Consider the following 19370-nt stretch of genomic DNA (forward strand, 5'->3'; position numbering starts at 1 on the left):
CGTACGGCCGTACGCTACGGGTGGCGCGGCGAGCGCGACACCCGTGGTGACACTAACTGGGTGCCTGCCGATATGGTGGAGCGTATTGAGGTGCTGCGCGGCCCAGCGGCGGCACGCTATGGTAACGGTGCGGCGGGCGGTGTAGTCAACATCATTACTAAGCAGCCAACGCAAGAATGGCACGGAACCTGGAATACCTATCTGAACGCGCCGGAGCATCGCTCAGAAGGGGCGACCAAACGTACTGATTTCAGCCTGATGGGCGGCCTGACTGATAGCCTGAGCTTCCGTTTGTTCGGTAATCTGAATAAGACTCAGGCGGATGCGAGCGATATTAACGAAGGGCACCAGTCTGCACGGGCGGGAAATCAGGCTAGCTCGTTGCCTGCCGGGCGCGAAGGGGTGCGTAATAAAGATATCAACGGCCTGCTGCGCTGGGATATGACCCAACAGCAGGCGCTGGAGTTCGAAGCGGGTTACAGTCGCCAGGGTAATATCTATGCGGGCGATACGCAAAATACCAATACCAATGCGCTTGTCACCAGTAATTATGGCAAGGAAACCAACCGCATGTATCGTCAGAATTTTGCGGTCACGCATCGTGGTTACTGGGACAGTGGCGTCAGCTCTACGTCGTATCTGCAATATGAACGTACGCGCAATGCCCGTATTCTGGAAGGATTGGCTGGCGGAACCGAAGGACTGTTTTCCGCAGCAGATACCTTCAGAACCATCAAACTTGATAACTTCACCGCGCACAATGAAGTGAATGTTCCGCTTAATCTCTGGGTCGATCAGGTACTCACGTTCGGCCTTGAGTGGAACGAGCAGAACATGACGGATCCGGTTTCTAACACGCAAACCACAACCGAAGCGGGGAGTGTCGGTTCGCTTAGCAGCAGCGGGCGTAATGAGAAATCGTCTGCCCGTCTGGCTTCTGCCTTTGTGGAAGATAATATCCAACTGACGCAAAGTACCATGCTGACGCCAGCGCTGCGTGTCGATCATCACAGCACGGCTGGCACCAACTGGAGCCCGTCGCTCAACCTGTCGCAAGAACTGGGTGATGATTATACGCTGAAGTTAGGTATCGCCCGGGCTTACAAAGCACCGAATCTATACCAGACTAACGAAAACTATATCCTTTACAGTCGCGGGCAGGGTTGCTCCGGCGGCACATCTTGCTACCTGATCGGTAATGAAGATCTGAAGGCGGAAACCAGCCTGAATAAAGAAATTGGTCTGGAGTTTCACCGTGATGGTTTGATCGCGGGCATCACCTACTTCCATAACGATTACCGCAACAAGATTGAGTCTGGCAACACGGTTATCGGTAACGCGGTGGGCGGGACGAATGCGCAATATGCCAACGCCAATATCTTCCAGTGGAGCAATGTGCCGAAAGCCGTCATTCAGGGACTGGAAGGAAATCTGACCGTTCCCGTCACGGAGACGATCAATTGGCGTAACAACCTGACCTGGATGCTGGAGTCGAAGAATAAAACCACGGGCGATTATCTGTCGATCACGCCGGAATTTACCCTGAACTCATCGGTAGACTGGCAGGCGACGGAGAAGCTTTCTTTCCTGGCCGATGTAACCTGGTATGGTCGCCAGAAGCCGAAGATGTATAACTACAAAGGTGAGCGTGTGACAGGAAGCGCCACCAATGAGTTAAGCCCTTATGCGCTGTTCGGATTGAGCAGTACCTATCAGTTTAACAAGAACCTGAGCGTGACGGGCGGTGTAGAGAACCTGTTTGATAAACGCCTGTTCCGTGCGGGTAACGCGCAGGATGTGGTGAATAATGGTATTGTCACTATTGCGGGCGCAGGGGCGGCAACCTATAACGAACCGGGACGGACTTTCTTTGTCAGTGTGAAGACGTCGTTCTAAGCTTTAACGTTGTTGCTTCATCATCAACGCCACGGGAAATCCTGTGGCGTTTTTATTTGATGTCTCTATGCGTCAGGGCCGCGTTTGCCGGGCACCCTCGTGGTTGGTCGGCAAAGGAAGGGCAGCAAGTCATGGTTTTTGTTTGATAACGTTATTGGCACCGCTAGAAGAGAGTCGCGGTTCTGCTCCTCCCCATGAGAGCTGGTTGCTGATGCCATTGAAGGAGACAACGGCGGGACCTTTAAAATCCAGATCGATTTGATGTTCCGTCCCCGTCACATTCACCTTTGCTGGCTTATTGCCGGCAATGATGTGGGTGCGGATCGTGTTTTTATACGTTGCGACGATCAGGTCGCCCGTTGATTGACCCGTGACGTCGATCTCTGCACCGGTCACGGTCAGCGAAGTCGCAGAATCGAATGTAACCTTGTGCTCGGAACCCATGACGGAGATGTTGCCACATTGGCCTGTGAGTACGATGTGATTGCTGTTGCCTGAAATAGTGACATCATTGCCATTACAGGGAATATCGCGTGTTAAACCGATACCCTCCAGCTCGATAGGCGCGGCATAGACGGATGCGGTGAACGCGAAGGCAGTGAGGGAAACCATTTGCAGATACCGTTTTATCTTCATGGAGTCTGTTCCTATTATCAAAGAAGTCATCCGGCATCGCTGCCCGAGGCTTTTATCATCTGTTAACACTTTTCCAGACTCTATTGCGAACATTCTGATTATTACTGCGCCACCTAATGATGATTAATCATGCCATATTGTTAAAAGCCCACATATTATATGGTTAACTCGGCATAGTTAGTGTGCGTCGTCAGGGACATGCTATTCTGCTGATGTCGGCATGTTTCAGTGATAGTGAAATGGGGCACATCGCGCAGTTGAATAAAAATTAATGTTGCTATTATGTGAACGAATTAACAATCAATTTAAATCCTGATATGCTGACGAGGCTGGACCGGACACTCTGCTACCTTACATCCACACGCTGACACCCAGGCATGGACACCACAAGTGGGAACAAGAGCGCCGGGCATAATGAAGACAATGAGAGCGAGGAGAACGTCGTGCTAGAAGAATATCGTAAGCACGTAGCCGACCGGGCTGCGCAGGGGATTGTTCCTAAACCGTTAGATGCCACGCAGATGGCCGCGCTGGTTGAGTCACTCAAGAATCCCCCCGCGGGCGAAGAAGAAGCATTGCTTGACCTGCTGGTTAACCGTGTTCCCCCCGGCGTTGATGAAGCTGCCTATGTAAAGGCAGGTTTTCTGGCTGCTGTTGCCAAAGGCGAGGCCACGTCCCCGTTGGTCACTCAGGAGAAAGCGGTTGAACTGCTGGGCACCATGCAGGGGGGCTATAACATCCATCCACTGATTGACGCGTTAGACAACGAGAAGCTGGCGCCTATCGCCGCTGAAGCGCTGTCCCATACGTTGCTGATGTTTGATAACTTCTACGATGTGGAAGAGAAAGCGAAAGCAGGCAATCCGCACGCGAAGAAAGTGATCCAATCCTGGGCTGATGCCGAGTGGTTCCTGTCCCGCCCGAAACTGGCGGAAAAAATTACCGTTACCGTCTTTAAAGTCACGGGTGAAACTAACACGGATGACCTGTCTCCGGCACCTGATGCCTGGTCACGCCCTGATATTCCCCTGCACGCGCTGGCGATGCTGAAAAACGCCCGTGAAGGTATCGATCCCGATCAACCTGGCGCGGTAGGCCCGATCAAACAGATCGAAGAACTGAACAAGAAAGGCTTTCCACTGGCTTACGTCGGTGACGTCGTCGGTACAGGATCGTCGCGTAAATCGGCGACCAACTCCGTGCTGTGGTTCATGGGTGAAGACATCCCTCACGTTCCAAACAAACGCGGCGGTGGCGTGGTGCTGGGCGGCAAGATCGCCCCGATCTTCTTCAACACCATGGAAGATGCGGGTGCGCTGCCGATCGAAGTGGATGTGAACGATCTGAATATGGGCGATGTGATTGATATCTACCCGTATGAAGGCGAAGTACGCCGCCATGACACCAATGAGGTGCTGGCGACATTTGCGCTGAAGACCGACGTATTGCTGGATGAAGTGCGCGCCGGTGGCCGTATTCCGCTGATTATCGGCCGCGGGCTGACCTCCAAAGCGCGTGAGTCTCTGGGCTTGCCGCACAGCGATGTGTTCCGTATTTCCAAAGCGGTGGAAGCCAGCAAAAAAGGCTTCTCGCTGGCGCAGAAAATGGTAGGGCGCGCCTGTGGCGTCGCGGGCATTCGCCCTGACGAATACTGCGAACCGAAGATGACCTCGGTAGGTTCACAGGATACCACCGGGCCGATGACTCGCGATGAGCTGAAAGATCTGGCCTGTCTGGGCTTCTCTGCCGATCTGGTGATGCAGTCATTCTGTCACACTGCGGCCTATCCGAAGCCGGTTGACGTGACCACGCACCACACGCTGCCTGATTTCATCATGAACCGTGGCGGTGTTTCGCTGCGTCCCGGCGATGGCGTTATTCACTCCTGGTTGAACCGCATGTTGCTGCCAGATACCGTGGGTACGGGCGGTGACTCCCATACCCGTTTCCCAATCGGTATCTCTTTCCCGGCGGGTTCTGGTCTGGTGGCGTTTGCTGCCGCGACGGGCGTGATGCCGCTGGATATGCCAGAATCTGTTCTGGTGCGCTTTAAAGGCAAAATGCAGCCGGGGATTACCCTGCGCGATCTGGTTCACGCCATTCCGCTGTATGCCATCAAGCAAGGCCTGCTGACCGTTGAGAAGAAAGGTAAGAAGAACATTTTCTCTGGTCGTATTCTCGAGATCGAAGGTCTGCCGGATCTGAAAGTCGAGCAGGCGTTTGAACTGACCGATGCCTCGGCGGAGCGTTCTGCGGCGGGTTGTACCATCAAGCTGGATAAAGAACCGATCATCGAGTATCTGAACTCCAACATCGTGCTGCTGAAGTGGATGATCTCTGAAGGCTACGGCGATCGTCGTACGCTGGAACGTCGTATTCAGGGTATGGAAAAATGGCTGGCCGATCCGCAACTGCTGGAAGCCGATGCCGATGCCGAGTATGCAGCGGTGATCGAGATCGATCTGGCCGATATCAAAGAGCCGATTCTGTGCGCGCCAAACGATCCAGATGATGCGCGCTGGTTGTCTGATGTGCAGGGCGAGAAGATCGATGAGGTCTTCATCGGTTCTTGTATGACCAACATCGGGCACTTCCGTGCGGCTGGTAAACTGCTGGATAGCCACAAAGGCCAACTGCCGACCCGTCTGTGGGTGGCACCGCCGACCAAGATGGATGCGGCACAGCTAACGGAAGAAGGTTACTACAGCGTGTTTGGTAAGAGCGGGGCGCGTATCGAGATCCCTGGCTGCTCGCTGTGTATGGGGAACCAGGCGCGCGTAGCGGATGGTGCGACGGTGGTTTCGACTTCGACCCGTAACTTCCCGAACCGTTTGGGAACCGGTGCCAACGTGTATCTGGCATCTGCCGAACTGGCTGCGGTAGCCTCGCTGCTGGGGCGTTTGCCGACCTCAGAAGAGTACCAGACCTACATGTCGCAGGTGGATAAAACCGCGCAAGACACCTATCGCTATCTGAATTTTGACCAGTTGGGTCAATATACCGAGAAAGCCGATGGTGTGATCTTCCAGACGACCGTCTAACTCGCTATAGTTCGCAGCTCTACACCGAAGGAGGCCTTGTGCCTCCTTTTTTTCTGCCTGCTTGCCTGGTTACAACAGATACGCATCAAAGGTGAAGGTGCATCACGACGGCAGGGGACAGAGGTGACTACACTGAACAGAAGAAACATCACAGTGAGGATGGCATCATGGACTATGAATTTTTGCGGGATGTGACGGGTCAGGTCATCGTTCGTATGTCGATGGGACATGAAGCGATTGGCCACTGGTTCAATGAAGAAGTGAAAGGCCAACTAGCGATATTGGCTGATGTAGAAGAGGCTGCACGTTCTGTTGCCGGCACTGAGCGGCAATGGCGGCGCGTCGGGCATGAATACACGCTGTTGCTGGATGAAGAAGAAGTGATGGTGCAGGCGAATCAACTGTCTTTCACTACGGATGAGCTGGAGGAGGGCATGAGTTATTATGATGAAGAGAGCCTGTCGCTGTGTGGTTTGGACGATTTTCTGACGCTGGTGGAAAAATACCGCGAGTTCGGACTCTGTAAATAATTCTGCGTAATTGCCGTCCGATTGAAGGTGATCGCTCAGGTGGTCACCGAACTCGAATACTTCAATTTACATAAGTATTTTTTATGCTCACTCAGTTGATGCACTGAGTGAGCAGTAGGATGTACTGATTTATTGTGTGACGGGGTATATAGGGTGATCAGCCCAAATCGGTATGACCGAAACGTGTCTGCCAGTCATGAGCGAACCGGTTAAGTGCATCGTCAACCGCCGGATCTTGCAGGAATAGCTCGGCGACGGCAGGGTCAACGGTAATGGCCTGACACCCAGCCAGCAGGCAATCCAGTACCTGACGCGGCGTCCTGAAGCTAGCTGCCAGCACCTGAGTGTGCGGGCAGTGCAGGTTAATCAGGGTTTGCAACTCTTTCACCAGCGCAATCCCATCTCCACCCTGAGCATCGATGCGGTTGACGTAAGGCGCGATATAGCTCGCCCCCGCCAGCGCGGCGTAAAACCCTTGTCCCGCACCGTATACGGCGGTGCCGAGGGTGGGAACATCCAATACCGTCAATTGCTTAATCGCACTTAAGCCTGCGTGTGTGACCGGTATTTTGACGACTAAAGAAGGAATGACCGCCCTGAGTTTCAATGCTTCTTCTACCATCCCCTTCGCATCGCGAGACATCACCTGAGCGAATAGCTGTCCTTCCGCGCCGATAACGGCCTGCATATCCCGTAACACGGTATAAATATCGGATGGCCCGCGTGCGATAATACTCGGGTTGGTGGTCACGCCTTTAATCGGCAACACGCCAGCAAGCCGTTCTACTGTGGCCACATCAGCCGTATCTAAATAAAACTCCATCATTTCCCCTGTTAACGAAGACCAGTGTGTCGGATGACCTCAATACTGTGACGCTTAGCGCACAATAATACCCAGCAGGATACCCACCGCGCCGAAGTCAGAGTCACTGAATGTGGTGTTCGCGAGTCCGATACTGCCCAACACTGGTAGCAGGAAAACAGGCAGGAAGGTAATCAGCAATCCGTTGGCAAACGCGCCTAAGATGGCACCGCGGCGCCCGCCGGTGGCGTTACCGAAGACTCCTGCCGCTGCGCCGACGAAGAAGTGCGGTACGACGCCGGGAATGATCACGGTCAACCCCATCAGGTAGAGCACCACCATCCCAATCACTCCAGCCGCAAAGCTACTCAGAAAGCCGACCAGAACGGCATTCGGCGCATAGGGGAACACCACTGGGCAATCTAATGCAGGCTTCGCATTCGGCACCAGTTTGTCCGAAATACCTTTAAACGCGGGCACGATTTCTGCAATCACCATACGTACGCCTTGCAGCACGATATACACGCCAGCGGCAAAGGTAATGGATTGAATCAGCGAAAACATGAACCAGTTCTTCCCGCCAGCGTTCATCGTCTTCACTGCTTCCGGGCCAGCAAACAGGCAGGTGAAAATAAAGATGAAAAACATGGTAAAGGCGATGGCGACGGGCGTATCACGCAGGAACAGCAGGCTCTTTGGAACTTCCATATCCTCGGTTGATTTCTCTTTATTACCCCATTTGCTGCCGATAAAGGCCGACAGCAACTGTGATATTGCCGAAAAGTGACCAAAAGCGACGTCATCCGAGCCTGTTACTTTCTTCATATACGGGTGAATAATGGCGGGGAACAGCACCATCGACACCCCCACCACCAGCGACCCAACGGTAATCAGCAGCACGCCTTTCATACCTGCTGTTGCCAGAATCACGGCCACCATCATCGACATAAACAGCGTGTGGTGGCCGGTCAGGAAAATGTATTTCCACGGTGTGAAGCGGGCGATCGCGATATTAATCACCATCGCGAAAAACATGATCATCGCCATCTCGGTGCCGAAGTTCTTTTGCGCAACGGCGACAATCGCTTCATTGTTGGGCACGACCCCGGCGATACCAAACGCGTGGTGGAAAATCTCGGCGAAATCCCCTAGCGATGACACGATCAGGCTGGCGCCAGCGCCGAGGATCAGAAAGCCCATCACGGTTTTCACCGTGCCTTTGATGCATTCCGTGGCGTCTTTTTTCTGGGCAATCAGACCAATAAGCGCGATTAAACCAACGAGTATTGAGGGTTCAGATAGCACATCACTCATTAAAAAACGGAAGAACTCCATTTTTGATCTCCTGCTTATAAGGCACCAAGTTCTGTCAGGGCGATCGACAGGCGTTCTTTCATCGCCACTTTATCGATCATGTTATTCAGGGAAACAATTTTTCCCCCTACCGCCTGTGCGACGAGCTGGTCGGCAATGTCTTTGGTGCCAACAAAAATGTCGCTGGCTGTGCCTTTCGCTGAACCTAAATCTACGTGATCCACGTCAGCAACCACGCCGAGTTCTTTAACGATGTTTTTAATGCTCATTTCCATCATCAGGCTGGTTCCCAGGCCGTTACCGCATACGACTGTAATTTTCATCATGTGTCCTCTGGTGGCGATTAATAACGAGAAATAACGGAAAGCACCTGTTCTACGTTCGTCGCGTGGCGTAACGCAGCGACATCATCAGGTGTGTCGAACAACTGAGCGAGCTGTGAAATAATATCGATGTGGCTATTGCTGTCTGTGGCGGCCAGAACAATCAGCAAATACACGGGATCGTTGTCTTCCGAATGGAAAACGACGCCGTCACGAATCAGCGTCAGGCTAACGGCGAGTTGGTTCACGCCGTCTTCCGGTCGAGCATGCGGCATGGCAATTCCCGGGCCGACGACATAGTAAGGGCCGATGGCTTCATGAGAGCGATAGATCGCCTCAACATAGCTGGGTTCGATGGCACCGTTATCCAATAAAGGCTGACAGGACAAGGCGATAGCGTGACGCCAGTCATCACAGGCAGGTAAAATCTGAACAACGTCTGGTGTGAGTAAAGTGTTAAGCATTGGGGTCACTTCTGTATTATTTTGAATGCAGAATAGTGTGCCGATTGCGAAAATAATGTGATTGATATCTAAAAAGGTAGCGCTAACTGATATTTCTATCATTAACTGTGAGCGGCTTTGCATAAGCGGGGTGATTATTTGTTGTCCGGTGTTGACGCAGGCACATTGGGGATGGCGATGATAGGGGGTGAATGATTCAGCATGTTCGGACGATGTCGAATCATTCAAGTGGGGCAGAGAGAAATCAAGGCAATGAATCAACAGGTTTTTATCGCGGCTGTGCGCTGAGAAAATGATGAATGAAGGGGAAATGAGTATGCGTAAGCGTCGCAGTACCGGTAAGGTTACGCTACAGGATGTCGCCGACTACGCGGGGGTCGGGACGATGACCGTATCACGCGTAATGCGTAAACCCGATCAGGTCTCTGAGAAATTACGTAGCAAAGTGGAACTGGCCGCCAGAACCTTAGGCTACGAGCCGAATCAAGAAGCCAGCATGTTAACCGAGAGCACGCATCGCGTGACGCTACAGGACATTGCGCACCATGTGGGGGTCGGCGCGATGACGGTTTCCCGGGCGTTACGGGAGCCGGGGCTGGTTTCCGATGCCACGCAGAAGAAAATCAATGACGCGATAAAAACGCTGGGCTATGTACCGAACCGTGCCGCCGGTACGTTGGCCTCTGCCTATCAGCCCACTATTGCGGTGCTGTACCCTTTCCAGCAAGATCGCGCCAGCGTTCGTTTTGTGCAAGCATTACAACAGGTGGTTGGTAAACATCATGTTTCGTTAATCATGGGCTGTCATGAATACCGCCAGCACACTGAAGCGGGCATGGTGGAAAAACTCTTGCAGCAGCGGCCAGCCGCGCTGGTGCTGTTCAGTGCGCAGCTCTCACAGCGTACTCAGGACATCATACAGGCCAGCAACGTCATTACGGTGAATGTGTCCGGCGCTGCCGCGCTGAGTACCCATATCACTATTGATATCGCCCTTGCGGAAGCCGCGGAGCAATTGACGATCTCCCTGCTGGAAAAGGGATATCGGCATGTGGCTTATATCGGTGCGCATACGGATAACCGCTTGCAAAAACAGCAACTTAACGGCTGGAACAAAGCCATGCTGGCGCACTATCACAATGCGGATTTGAAAATTACGATCCCAGAGCCACCCAGCCTACAGTTTGGCCGCTGTGCGATGACGGAACTACTGCAAAACCAGCCGGAACTGGACGCGATTATCTGTAGCCATGAGGAAATTGCGTTGGGGGCGCTGTTTGAATGCCAGCGTCGTTTGATGAAAGTCCCTTACGATCTGGCGATTGCCTGTCTGGATGGTTCTGAGCAATGTGAGCATACGTTTCCTGCGCTAACCGCGATGCGGCTTGATTATGAAAAGTTGGGGGCGGAGGTCGGGCGTCTGGTGCTTGCTATGATGGATAACGACGAACACCCACCTGTAGTGGAAAAGGTGAAGTTTATCTTTGAACCCCGCGCTAGCAGTTAACAAGGGATAGAAACGGTACGACTTGAGTGAGTGGTTAATCTCATACGATTCCACAACGGCACGCCAGGAATGGGGGGATGATGACCCAAGCCAACGGTTCCCGTTGGCTTGGCCTATATCATGAAAAATAATCGATATAACGCATTATCGCCTTATCTTCAGAAAGCGGGATTCAACGTTTTATTGTTTTCCTTTGTCTGAATAGGCTCTACTTTTCCCATCAGGAATAAGTAATTTATTATACCCAGCAATACGAGTGCCGCTGAGAACACGAGCGCGTAGGTAAACGAACCTGTCGCCGCAACGATTGCACCAGTAATAATTGGCCCAACGGCACCACCCAAATTGGATACGGTATTTTGTAAACCCGCGACAATCGAGACCATATTTTTGGGTGCAACATCACCCGGTAATGCCCACACCTGTGAGGCTGCGACGGTTGTACCCGATTTAGCGATACATAATAAGATGACCGTAATAACAACAGAGTCTGTAAAAGGTGCGAAACCAATACATAAAGCCATGAGTAAACCAATGGTGAGGAATAATTTTCGGGTGGCTGTCAGAGATAATATTTTTTTATGCGCAATCTTGTCGGAAGCCCAGCCGGCGAATACCTCGATTATCATACCTGATAATAATGGAAGTGCGGCGATAAACCCCATTTTAATAAAATCCATTCCTTTTTCCTGAACCAGATAAGTCGGCAACCAGGTAATAAAGAAATAAGACGTATAGTTGATAGTGAAGAAGCCTAAGCACATTGCCCAGATATTACGATAGCGCAGTAGCTGATACCACTTCATTGGTAATACGGTATTGGTTCCGTGTTTTTGTCGTTGACCATTACGAATATAGTCCACTTCGGCTTTGCTTATTCTCTTATGGTCTTCTGGGTTTTCTGCATAAATAAAATACCAGGCAATAACCCAAAGTATACCGACTGAGCCAATGATAGCAAAAGTCCAGCGCCAATCGACCATGTAAATCATCCAGACTATCAATGGCATGGCAACGGCACCACCAAATTTTGAGGCGCTATCAAACAGCCCTGAAATCGTTGCGCGCTCACGATCTGGGAACCATTTTGCAGCAATTCCCGCATTGCTTGGATAAGCCGCGGCTTCACCGATACCAAGCGCAATACGCAGACCGAGCAGAGATTTGAACCCTGTCGCTAGCCCCATGGCAGATGTGGCGATAGACCACCAGGCGACGGCTAAACCCAGCCCTTTCTTTTGTCCAAAGCGATCGGCAAACCAACCCGCGGGGATCTGTAACAGCGAATATGACCAGAAAAAGGCGGCCATGATGAAGCCCATCATTTCCGGCGTTAAATGTAATTCGCTGATTAAATGTGGGGCTGCGGCGGAAAGCACCGTTCTGTCGATATAGTTAATGGCGATAGCCAACCACATTAATGCCGCTACCCACCAGCGTATTGACGTTTTTTTTGTCAGGGGGTTATTCATGATGATTTTTCATCCTTTATTGTGATGTTTCTATTAGATGATGTAGAGCACAGAGGAATGAAATTACATGTTATTCATCACATTTAAGGGGCGTTGTTGATGAATAACATGATTAATAATTTGTTCAACGCAATGTGTGCCTATCGCACTGATTGCACCATCGGTATATCCCGCGATATGTGATGTCGGAATAAAATTATCCAGACTGAAAAGAGGGTGTTCTTTAATAGGTTCATGCTCAAAAACATCTGCCGCGGCTCCGGCTATTTTTCCTTCCTTTAACGCATGATAGAGTGCTTCTTCATTCACCACTCCGCCACGAGAAACATTAATTAAATAGGCGCTCTCTTTCATATTGTTTAATCTTTCTGCGTCAAAGAGATGGTGAGTTTCATCTGTGAGTGGCGTGTGGAGTGTGATAAAGTCACTTTCTGCCGTTAATGTGTCGATATCCACCAATTCAATATTATTTCTTTCTGCAAAATCTTTATCGGGATAAAAATCATAAGCGAGTACGCGCATATTAAAACCACGGGCACGTAATGCGACCTGTTTTCCAATATTGCCTAATCCTACAATACCTAAGGTTTTCCCATAGGCATCCGTTGCGAAAATACGCGGCCAGTCTCCTGCTCGTGTCTGTTTCTCTGCCTGAGAAAGTTGTCTTGCGCAATTGAGCAATAATGAAAATGCAAAATCGGCAACGGCATGTTTATTGGCATTGGGAACATTGGTAACAAAAATATTGCGAGCTTGGGTTGCCATAAGGTCGATATTGTCTACCCCAACACCGTGCTTACAGACAATTTTCAGGTGTGGTGCATGCTGAAGCAGTGCGTCGTTAATTTCAGTGAAAGCCACAATCATGGCGACTGCATCGTTAAGATGGGGAATCAACGTTTCTAATGGTGCATCAGCCGGTAACGCAACGAGTTCAAAACCTTGTTCTTCCAGTGCGCTGATGGGGGAATGATCGTATTTGGCAAAAGAAGGTGAGGTTGAAATAACTTTCATCTCTGTTTTCCTTTTGGTGTTGGTCAATGCGGCACAATGGAAGGCATTGCGCCGCCAGATAAATGTGTTAATTAAGTAAGCGATCAAGGATGTGGCGGATGTTGTCTTCATCCTGTGTGGAAAATTGGATCGGATAGCGGCTGACGCCGACATCTTCGCCCATGAGCGTTAGCGCTTTCTTTACCACCGCCGGTGAGAACGCGATGGCGTACAGTGTTTTACGCAGTTCGGCCACCTGTTCTTGCGCCTGACGAGAACCTTCAACATCACCAGCATGGAAGCGGTGCCAGATCTGGCTGATTGGTTCCGGCGCCACGTTTGCCAGCCCGGAAATACAGGCGGAGCAGCCGTCAACAAAACCCTGATGAATCAGCGAGTCGGGGCCATTCAGCACGTTGAAACCCGGTACGCCTTTCACCGCCTGCAAATAACTACTCAGGCTTTCATAACTGCCTGCGCTGTCTTTAATGCCGATGATATTTGGGTGATCCGCCAGCGTGCGTACGGTTTCCGGTGCCAGCGTATTCCCCGTACGTGCTGGAATGTTGTAGAGAAACACCGGCACCGTCAGCGCATCGGCGACTGCGGTGTAGTGAGCGATCAGTTCTTCCTGTTTGAGCGGGATGAAATACGGGGTGATGACCGAAACGGCATCGACGCCCAGCGCGGCAATGCGTTTGCCGAGCTTGATGGTTTCCCGCGTGGAGATTTCACCGATATGGCCGACAACCGGTACTTTTCCGGCCACTTCATCCACGCAGGTTTCCGTGACGGCGACTTTTTCATCGGTGTGCAGAACGAAAAATTCGCCGTTGGTGCCGTTACAGAAAATTCCGTTGCCATAGCGCATCTGGCGTTGAACCTGAAGGCGCATGGCGGCCGGGTTGAATTCGCCCTGGCTATCAAACGGCGTGACGATGGCGGTGAGTACGCCAGCTATTTTTTTACTCATTGTTTTTTCCTCATAAAACAGACTCAAAAGATGAAACGTAACCGTGTGCTATCTGACTCTCTGTGCGTTAAAACAGGGTCAGATAAACCTTACGAACATCGTCGGCACTGACCTGTGTCGGCACGTTTTTCATCAGGCGCTGAACCTGTAACGCGGCCTCGACCAGATAGGGCAGATGATCTTTTTCCACGCCGAGCTGCTGTAAGGTATTGGGAAGGTTGAGGCGTTTGACCAACGCGCTGAAGTAGGCCACCAGCGCCTGCGCTTTTTCTGCGGTACTGAGCGTCAGATCGGCATCTGGCAGCAGGTCATACGCCTGGGCGAATTTGTCCTGTGCGGCGTCCTGTACGAAACGCATGCACGGCGCGAGCAGGATGGCGTTCGCCACGCCATGGGGGAGGTGATATTTGCCACCCAGCGGATAAGACATGGCGTGAACCAGATGTGTACCCGAGTGCGCAATGGCAGCCCCGCCGTAATAGGACGCCCACAGCATGTTCAGCTTGGCTTCCATGTTGTTCGGCTCGCGCACGGAGGTTTCGAGGCTGGCAAATAGCTTTTTCAGGCCAATGAGCGCGTAGTTGTCGCTGACGGGGTTAGCGATGGTTGAAGTAAAGCATTCAATCAGGTGACAGAGGGCATCGATACCCGTTGAGGCGGCGATATGCGCTGGCATGCTGATGGTCAGTTCCGGCACCAGCGCCACATAGTCCGGCAGCATCACTGGCGTAATAATCCCGACTTTGGTTTCTTTTTCCGGGATCGCCAGAATCGCATTCGGCGTGGCTTCTGAACCTGTTCCCGCCGTGGTGGGGATAAGCATCGATGTCGTGCGGCGAGTCGGTTTTTCCCCTGCCAGCAGGCCATCCAGTGTGACGCTTTCATCACCCGCACAGAGTACGGAAAGCAGTTTAGCGACATCGAGAACGCTGCCACCGCCCACCCCCATCACCAGATCGGTTTGAGTTTGTGTGAGTTGGCGAAGAATCTGAGCGACATCGTGCTGGCTCGGCTCGGCAGGCACATTATCAACCAACAAAACCTGTGGCACGGCTTGTTTGACGTGTGCAATTAACGCCTGAACGTCAGGCAGGCCGACGATGTTTTTGTCGGTGACAAATAAAACGTGCTGTTTCCCTGCCAACAGGTGAGTGATGTCCTGAAGAACCCGATAACCGCTGAGGATCGTGCTATTGATGTTCATGCTTATTACCTTTTCTCTTCTGTGCCCGGCGATATCGTTATCTCGATAATCGCGGTGAAGGTGATTATTTTCAGTCAATTGACTCGTTTTTAGTCATGAAAAACGTCATCTCCCATATCGTGGTGATAATTTATAGGGGAAATTCCTTTTAAATAATTTGATATTGCTCACATATAATCAATCGTGATTTAATATAATCATTTCAAGGTAATCATAAACTGGAAACGAACATGCCAAACGTGCAGCAATCCGCAGGACGGGTAGTGGTTGTCGCAGATGATTTTACGGGGGCCAATGATGCAGGCGTTGGGCTGGCATCGCATGGCGCACGGGTTAGCGTGATATTTGATGTGAATAAACTGCATGCGGATTTGTTGGATGATGTAGTGGTGATTAACACCGATAGCCGGGCGACACAGGAAGAGATGGCTTTCCAGCGTACTGCCGCTGCGGTCAAAGCCTGGCGGCTAGCAGGCGGAGAGGGTTGGATTATCAAGAAGATCGACTCAACCTTGCGGGGCAATCTGGGTGCAGAAATCGCCGCTGCCCTGTCTGTAGCAGAAACACCCTGCGCACTGATTGCGGCAGCGTCACCAACGTTAGGACGCATCACCCGAAGCGGTGAAGTCTGGGTGAAAGGGCGCAAGTTGACAGAAACAGAATTTGCCAGCGATCCCAAAACCCCCGTGGTATCCGCCTCTATTGCGGCACGTTTGGCAGAGCAAACGACGTTGCCAACGGTAGAAGTCCATCTGGCTGAGGTGCGTCAGGACGGGTTGGCTCGTCGTTTACAGCAACTAGCGGATGAGGGTGCCCGTTTGATTATTCTTGACTCAGAGGAGCACGATGATTTGACGAAGATCATTCAGGCCGCTCAAGCGCTGCCGTTCCGCCCCCTGCTGGTTGGGTCGGCAGGGGTGAGCGAAGCGCTGGCACGCACGCTGAATTTTACCCGTAAAAACATCAGGCCGCTGCTGGCCATTGTGGGATCAATGAGTGATATCGCTCAAAAACAGATGGCTGCCGTTACCTCGCGTAGTGATGTCATGTTGGTTGACGTGGATATCAACGCGATCTTTTCCGCGAACTCAGCAGAACAGCACATGGCATTGCACCGTCAGGCGGCGGTAAACGCGCTGATAAGCGGCCAGCACTGCATTATTCGTACCTGTCACAACGAGAATCAACGTTTCGAGATCGATACGCTGTGTCAACACCTTGAGCTTAGCCGACAGCAGCTTGGAGAAACGATTAGCCACTATTTGGGAGAACTGACACACAGGATTATTCAAGCCACAGACCGTCTGCAAGCGAGCGGTGTAAACCGTTGTTTGCCAGGCGGGTTGTATTTGTCCGGTGGTGATATCGCGATTGCTGTGGCGACCGCGTTGGGCGCGACCGGTTTTCAGATTAAAGGGCAAATTGCATCCTGCGTGCCCTGGGGGTATCTGCTAAACAGTGTGATCGGCACGATCCCTGTCATGACGAAAGCAGGGGGTTTTGGCAACGAAACGACTTTGCTCGATATTTTACGTTTTATTGAGGAGAAGGTCAGTGAGTAAAACAATTGCGGTAACGATGGGGGATCCGGCAGGGATTGGGCCGGAAATTATTATCAAATCTCTGGCTGAAGGCGAGCTTACTGGCGCACCCGTCGTGGTCGTCGGGTGTGTACAGACATTGCGTCGTATTCTGGCGCTGAATGTGGTGCCCGCTGCGGAGCTAAAAATTATTGATAAACCGGCTGATGCCGTTTTTGCGCCGGGTGTGATCAACATCATTGATGAACCGCTGCAAGATCCGCAGTCGCTAAAACCGGGGGTTGTTCAGGCGCAGGCGGGCGATTTGGCTTACCGCTGCATCAAGAAAGCGACCGCATTGGCGATGGCGGGTGAGGTCCATGCGATTGCCACTGCGCCGCTGAATAAAGAAGCGTTGCATTCGGCAGGGCATCTTTATCCCGGTCATACTGAACTGCTGGCGAAGCTAACCAACAGCCGTGACTATGCGATGGTGCTGTACACCGATAAATTGAAAGTCATTCATGTTTCCACGCACATCGCGCTGCGGAAATTTCTGGATACCCTGAATCGGGATCGCGTAGAAACGGTGATCGCTATGGCGGATGTGTTCCTCAAGCGTGTCGGGTTTACCCATCCGCGTATCGCCGTGGCGGGCGTGAATCCACATGCAGGGGAAAACGGGCTGTTTGGTGATGAAGAGATCGCGATCGTGTCGCCTGCCGTTGAAGCGATGAAAGCCAAAGGTATCGCTGTCTATGGCCCATGCCCGCCGGATACCGTCTATTTACAGGCGTATGAAGGTCAATATGACATGGTGGTGGCGATGTATCACGATCAAGGTCATATTCCGCTCAAGCTGCTGGGGTTCTATGATGGGGTGAATATTACGGCCGGATTGCCGTTCATCCGCACATCCGCTGATCACGGTACGGCGTTTGATATCGCCTGGACGGGCAAAGCGAAAGCGGAAAGTATGGCGATTTCTATTCAGTTGGCGATGCAATTAGCATGAACTAAGTACATCGCACCATCAATTTTGCGGTATCACGCGCATTGCAGGATATCTTCTTTCCCGCGTTAGGGAAGGTTTCTGGTATCCTGCAACCTATAATAAAGAGGTAAACAACAGTAGGCTGGATATCGCCGTGGATCCCACAACTGACGCTTTCCGCATGAGCGGGGATAGAGTAAAAGGACAAAGCCGTCTTGATCAGATTATGGATTATCTGAAAAGCCATAATCTGGTGACGGTCGATGAATTGGTGTCCGTAATCGACGCCTCACCGGCGACGATCCGTCGTGATTTGATCAAGCTGGACGAGCAGGGCGTGATTAGCCGTAGTCATGGCGGGGTGACGCTCAATCGTTTCATTCCTTCCCAGCCGACTACAAATGAGAAGTTACAGCGTAATTTGCAGGAAAAACAGGCAATTGCCCGTTATGCCGCCACGCTGGTGAAACCGGGTAGTGCGGTGGTGCTGGATGCGGGAACGACAATGTTAGAATTGGCGCGTAACCTGACGCATCTACCATTGCGTGTGATTACCGCCGATTTACAAATTGCGTTGTTTCTATCCGAATTCAAACAAATTGAAGTGACCATTATCGGTGGTCGCATTGATGACAGTAGCCAGTCTTGTATTGGTGAGCATGGTCGTCGTTTATTACGCAGCATTTATCCTGATATCGCCTTCATTAGTTGCAATTCGTGGAGTCTGGATAAAGGCATCACTACGCCGACGGAAGAAAAAGCGGGCGTGAAACAGGATCTTGGCGTGAATGCCAGCCGTCGCGTACTGCTTGCTGATAGCAGCAAATATGGGGCATATTCCCTGTTTTGCGTAACACCATTGTCAGAACTGAGCGATATCGTTACTGACAGCGCGCTGGCTCCAGAAATACAGGCGCAACTACAAGGTAAAACGTTCAATTTGACGTTGGTTGATGGGTGAGAAGGGGAGTTTTGTCATGAACACTAAATTAAATGAGACTCGCCGGATCCTGTCGGTTTTTGATTTCGATGGTACGTTGACCTACCGCGACAGCTTTATTCCTTTTTTGCGCTTTGCCTTCGGCAAGCGGGTGTTTGCCCGACGGATGATGCATCTGGTGTTGCCTTCCGCACGTTGTGTACAGCGCAAATTGACGCGGGATGAACTCAAAGAGCGGCTTATCGCCACGTTTCTCTCTGGTGCAGACGTGACCTGGATACAAGAGAAAGCAGAGGCTTTTTGTCGTCGTAAGTGGGATACGCTGATGCGTAAATCCGGTTTGCAGGGCGTCGCTGCGGAACTCTATTCCGGTGCTGAAGTGACTCTCTGTTCGGCATCGCCAGAAATTGTGTTACGTCCTTTTGCCGAGCGCTTAGGGGTGAAATTGATAGGGACACAGCTTGAAGTGGAAAACGGGAAACTGACTGGCAAGATTAACGGACATAACTGCCGATGCCATTATAAGGTGCAGCGTCTCGAAAGCGTGTATGGCTCGTTGAATCAATATTATGTACGCGCCTGGGGAGATACCCGCGGCGACTATGAGTTGCTGGCCTCCGCTAATGATGCGCACTGGCGTCATTTTCATCCAAGCTGGCTGCGGCGTAAGCCGCTTTCACAACGACTGCTACTCTCTGGTGTAACGAAGATTCATCCTTAGGTATAAAGCACTCCCCGGACTAAGCCGGGGAGACGCTATT

General features: G+C 51.6%; 17 protein-coding genes. 8 read left to right on the forward strand and 9 right to left on the reverse strand.

All coding sequences use genetic code 11. The annotated features are described in order from the left end of the window. Positions 1 to 1896, forward strand: a 1896-nt coding sequence (locus tag OI69_RS17060) for a TonB-dependent siderophore receptor (RefSeq protein ID WP_039353192.1), incomplete at its 5' end; no start/stop codon positions are given. Between the two features lie 129 nt (positions 1897 to 2025). Here the strand turns inward: OI69_RS17060 and OI69_RS17065 are convergent. Continuing rightward, a complete protein-coding gene (locus OI69_RS17065) occupies positions 2026 to 2532 on the reverse strand; it encodes a DUF3060 domain-containing protein (RefSeq protein ID WP_039353194.1) in 507 nt (168 codons plus the stop codon). 443 nt (positions 2533 to 2975) lie between these two features. Between OI69_RS17065 and acnB the strand changes: the two genes are divergently transcribed. Beyond that, positions 2976 to 5573: a bifunctional aconitate hydratase 2/2-methylisocitrate dehydratase gene (acnB, locus tag OI69_RS17070; RefSeq protein WP_154715576.1), complete on the forward strand. Its 2598-nt coding sequence runs from the start codon at positions 2976 to 2978 to the stop codon at positions 5571 to 5573. A 167-nt stretch (positions 5574 to 5740) separates the two neighbouring features. Continuing rightward, positions 5741 to 6103, forward strand: a complete 363-nt coding sequence (yacL, locus tag OI69_RS17075) for a protein YacL (protein WP_039353198.1) — start codon at positions 5741 to 5743, stop codon at positions 6101 to 6103. Between the two features lie 157 nt (positions 6104 to 6260). Here yacL and fsa read toward each other — a convergent pair whose 3' ends face one another. Genes fsa through OI69_RS17095 form a run of 4 tightly spaced genes read right to left on the reverse strand, consistent with a single transcriptional unit; the run spans position 6261 to position 9006 of the window. After that, positions 6261 to 6926, reverse strand: coding sequence for a fructose-6-phosphate aldolase (gene fsa, locus OI69_RS17080; RefSeq protein ID WP_039353200.1), 666 nt, complete (start codon positions 6924 to 6926; stop codon positions 6261 to 6263). 54 nt (positions 6927 to 6980) lie between these two features. Then, positions 6981 to 8240, reverse strand: a complete 1260-nt coding sequence (locus OI69_RS17085; protein WP_039353203.1) for a PTS ascorbate transporter subunit IIC — start codon at positions 8238 to 8240, stop codon at positions 6981 to 6983. Positions 8241 to 8254: 14 nt separating this feature from the next. Then, complete coding sequence (locus tag OI69_RS17090; RefSeq protein WP_039353206.1) at positions 8255 to 8542, reverse strand: PTS sugar transporter subunit IIB; 288 nt, start codon at positions 8540 to 8542, stop codon at positions 8255 to 8257. Between the two features lie 20 nt (positions 8543 to 8562). Continuing rightward, a complete protein-coding gene (locus OI69_RS17095) occupies positions 8563 to 9006 on the reverse strand; it encodes a PTS sugar transporter subunit IIA (RefSeq protein ID WP_039353208.1) in 444 nt (147 codons plus the stop codon). 316 nt (positions 9007 to 9322) lie between these two features. Between OI69_RS17095 and OI69_RS17100 the strand changes: the two genes are divergently transcribed. After that, positions 9323 to 10513 carry a LacI family DNA-binding transcriptional regulator gene (locus tag OI69_RS17100; RefSeq protein WP_039353210.1) on the forward strand — a complete coding sequence of 397 codons (1191 nt, stop codon included), beginning with the start codon at positions 9323 to 9325 and terminating at the stop codon, positions 10511 to 10513. Positions 10514 to 10671: 158 nt separating this feature from the next. On the opposite strand, the gene OI69_RS17105 is transcribed toward OI69_RS17100, so the two are convergent. The 4 genes from OI69_RS17105 to OI69_RS17120 form a co-directional block, all read right to left on the reverse strand. After that, positions 10672 to 11985 carry an MFS transporter gene (locus tag OI69_RS17105; protein ID WP_154715577.1) on the reverse strand — a complete coding sequence of 438 codons (1314 nt, stop codon included), beginning with the start codon at positions 11983 to 11985 and terminating at the stop codon, positions 10672 to 10674. A gap of 63 nt (positions 11986 to 12048) precedes the next feature. Further along, entirely contained in the window at positions 12049 to 12999 is a 951-nt protein-coding gene (locus tag OI69_RS17110; RefSeq protein WP_039353213.1) for a phosphoglycerate dehydrogenase, read from the reverse strand. A 67-nt stretch (positions 13000 to 13066) separates the two neighbouring features. Beyond that, positions 13067 to 13951 carry a dihydrodipicolinate synthase family protein gene (locus tag OI69_RS17115; RefSeq protein ID WP_039353216.1) on the reverse strand — a complete coding sequence of 295 codons (885 nt, stop codon included), beginning with the start codon at positions 13949 to 13951 and terminating at the stop codon, positions 13067 to 13069. Between the two features lie 67 nt (positions 13952 to 14018). Next, positions 14019 to 15155, reverse strand: a complete 1137-nt coding sequence (locus tag OI69_RS17120) for an iron-containing alcohol dehydrogenase (RefSeq protein WP_039353221.1) — start codon at positions 15153 to 15155, stop codon at positions 14019 to 14021. A gap of 230 nt (positions 15156 to 15385) precedes the next feature. Between OI69_RS17120 and dtnK the strand changes: the two genes are divergently transcribed. From dtnK to OI69_RS17140, 4 genes are all read left to right on the forward strand, one after another. After that, the gene (gene dtnK, locus OI69_RS17125; protein ID WP_039353224.1) at positions 15386 to 16717 is read left to right on the forward strand and encodes a D-threonate kinase; all 1332 of its coding nucleotides are present in this window, start codon (positions 15386 to 15388) and stop codon (positions 16715 to 16717) included. Continuing rightward, positions 16710 to 17690: a D-threonate 4-phosphate dehydrogenase gene (locus tag OI69_RS17130; protein WP_039353227.1), complete on the forward strand. Its 981-nt coding sequence runs from the start codon at positions 16710 to 16712 to the stop codon at positions 17688 to 17690. The genes dtnK and OI69_RS17130 overlap by 8 nt, the downstream gene beginning before the upstream one ends. Positions 17691 to 17850: 160 nt before the next feature. Continuing rightward, positions 17851 to 18630 (forward strand): DeoR/GlpR family DNA-binding transcription regulator, encoded by a 780-nt coding sequence (locus OI69_RS17135; protein WP_200886933.1) that lies wholly within the window; start codon positions 17851 to 17853, stop codon positions 18628 to 18630. A 16-nt stretch (positions 18631 to 18646) separates the two neighbouring features. Further along, positions 18647 to 19330 (forward strand): HAD family hydrolase, encoded by a 684-nt coding sequence (locus OI69_RS17140; protein WP_039353233.1) that lies wholly within the window; start codon positions 18647 to 18649, stop codon positions 19328 to 19330. Positions 19331 to 19370: the final 40 nt, after the last annotated feature.

Origin of the sequence: Pectobacterium fontis, from assembly GCF_000803215.1 — a bacterium.
In the GTDB taxonomy this organism is placed as follows: Bacteria; Pseudomonadota; Gammaproteobacteria; order Enterobacterales; family Enterobacteriaceae; genus Pectobacterium; species Pectobacterium fontis.

What these genes read in the sequence shown, in the direction of transcription:
- OI69_RS17085 (WP_039353203.1), bottom strand. Translation starts at nt 8,240, where the DNA reads ATGGAGTTCTTCCGTTTTTTAATGAGTGATGTGCTATCTGAACCCTCA.
- OI69_RS17100 (WP_039353210.1), top strand. Translation starts at nt 9,323, where the DNA reads ATGCGTAAGCGTCGCAGTACCGGTAAGGTTACGCTACAGGATGTCGCC.
- OI69_RS17115 (WP_039353216.1), bottom strand. Translation starts at nt 13,951, where the DNA reads ATGAGTAAAAAAATAGCTGGCGTACTCACCGCCATCGTCACGCCGTTT.
- yacL (WP_039353198.1), top strand. Translation starts at nt 5,741, where the DNA reads ATGGACTATGAATTTTTGCGGGATGTGACGGGTCAGGTCATCGTTCGT.
- OI69_RS17110 (WP_039353213.1), bottom strand. Translation starts at nt 12,999, where the DNA reads ATGAAAGTTATTTCAACCTCACCTTCTTTTGCCAAATACGATCATTCC.
- OI69_RS17065 (WP_039353194.1), bottom strand. Translation starts at nt 2,532, where the DNA reads ATGAAGATAAAACGGTATCTGCAAATGGTTTCCCTCACTGCCTTCGCG.
- OI69_RS17120 (WP_039353221.1), bottom strand. Translation starts at nt 15,155, where the DNA reads ATGAACATCAATAGCACGATCCTCAGCGGTTATCGGGTTCTTCAGGAC.
- fsa (WP_039353200.1), bottom strand. Translation starts at nt 6,926, where the DNA reads ATGGAGTTTTATTTAGATACGGCTGATGTGGCCACAGTAGAACGGCTT.
- OI69_RS17090 (WP_039353206.1), bottom strand. Translation starts at nt 8,542, where the DNA reads ATGAAAATTACAGTCGTATGCGGTAACGGCCTGGGAACCAGCCTGATG.
- OI69_RS17135 (WP_200886933.1), top strand. Translation starts at nt 17,851, where the DNA reads ATGAGCGGGGATAGAGTAAAAGGACAAAGCCGTCTTGATCAGATTATG.
- OI69_RS17105 (WP_154715577.1), bottom strand. Translation starts at nt 11,985, where the DNA reads ATGAATAACCCCCTGACAAAAAAAACGTCAATACGCTGGTGGGTAGCG.
- OI69_RS17095 (WP_039353208.1), bottom strand. Translation starts at nt 9,006, where the DNA reads ATGCTTAACACTTTACTCACACCAGACGTTGTTCAGATTTTACCTGCC.
- dtnK (WP_039353224.1), top strand. Translation starts at nt 15,386, where the DNA reads ATGCCAAACGTGCAGCAATCCGCAGGACGGGTAGTGGTTGTCGCAGAT.
- OI69_RS17140 (WP_039353233.1), top strand. Translation starts at nt 18,647, where the DNA reads ATGAACACTAAATTAAATGAGACTCGCCGGATCCTGTCGGTTTTTGAT.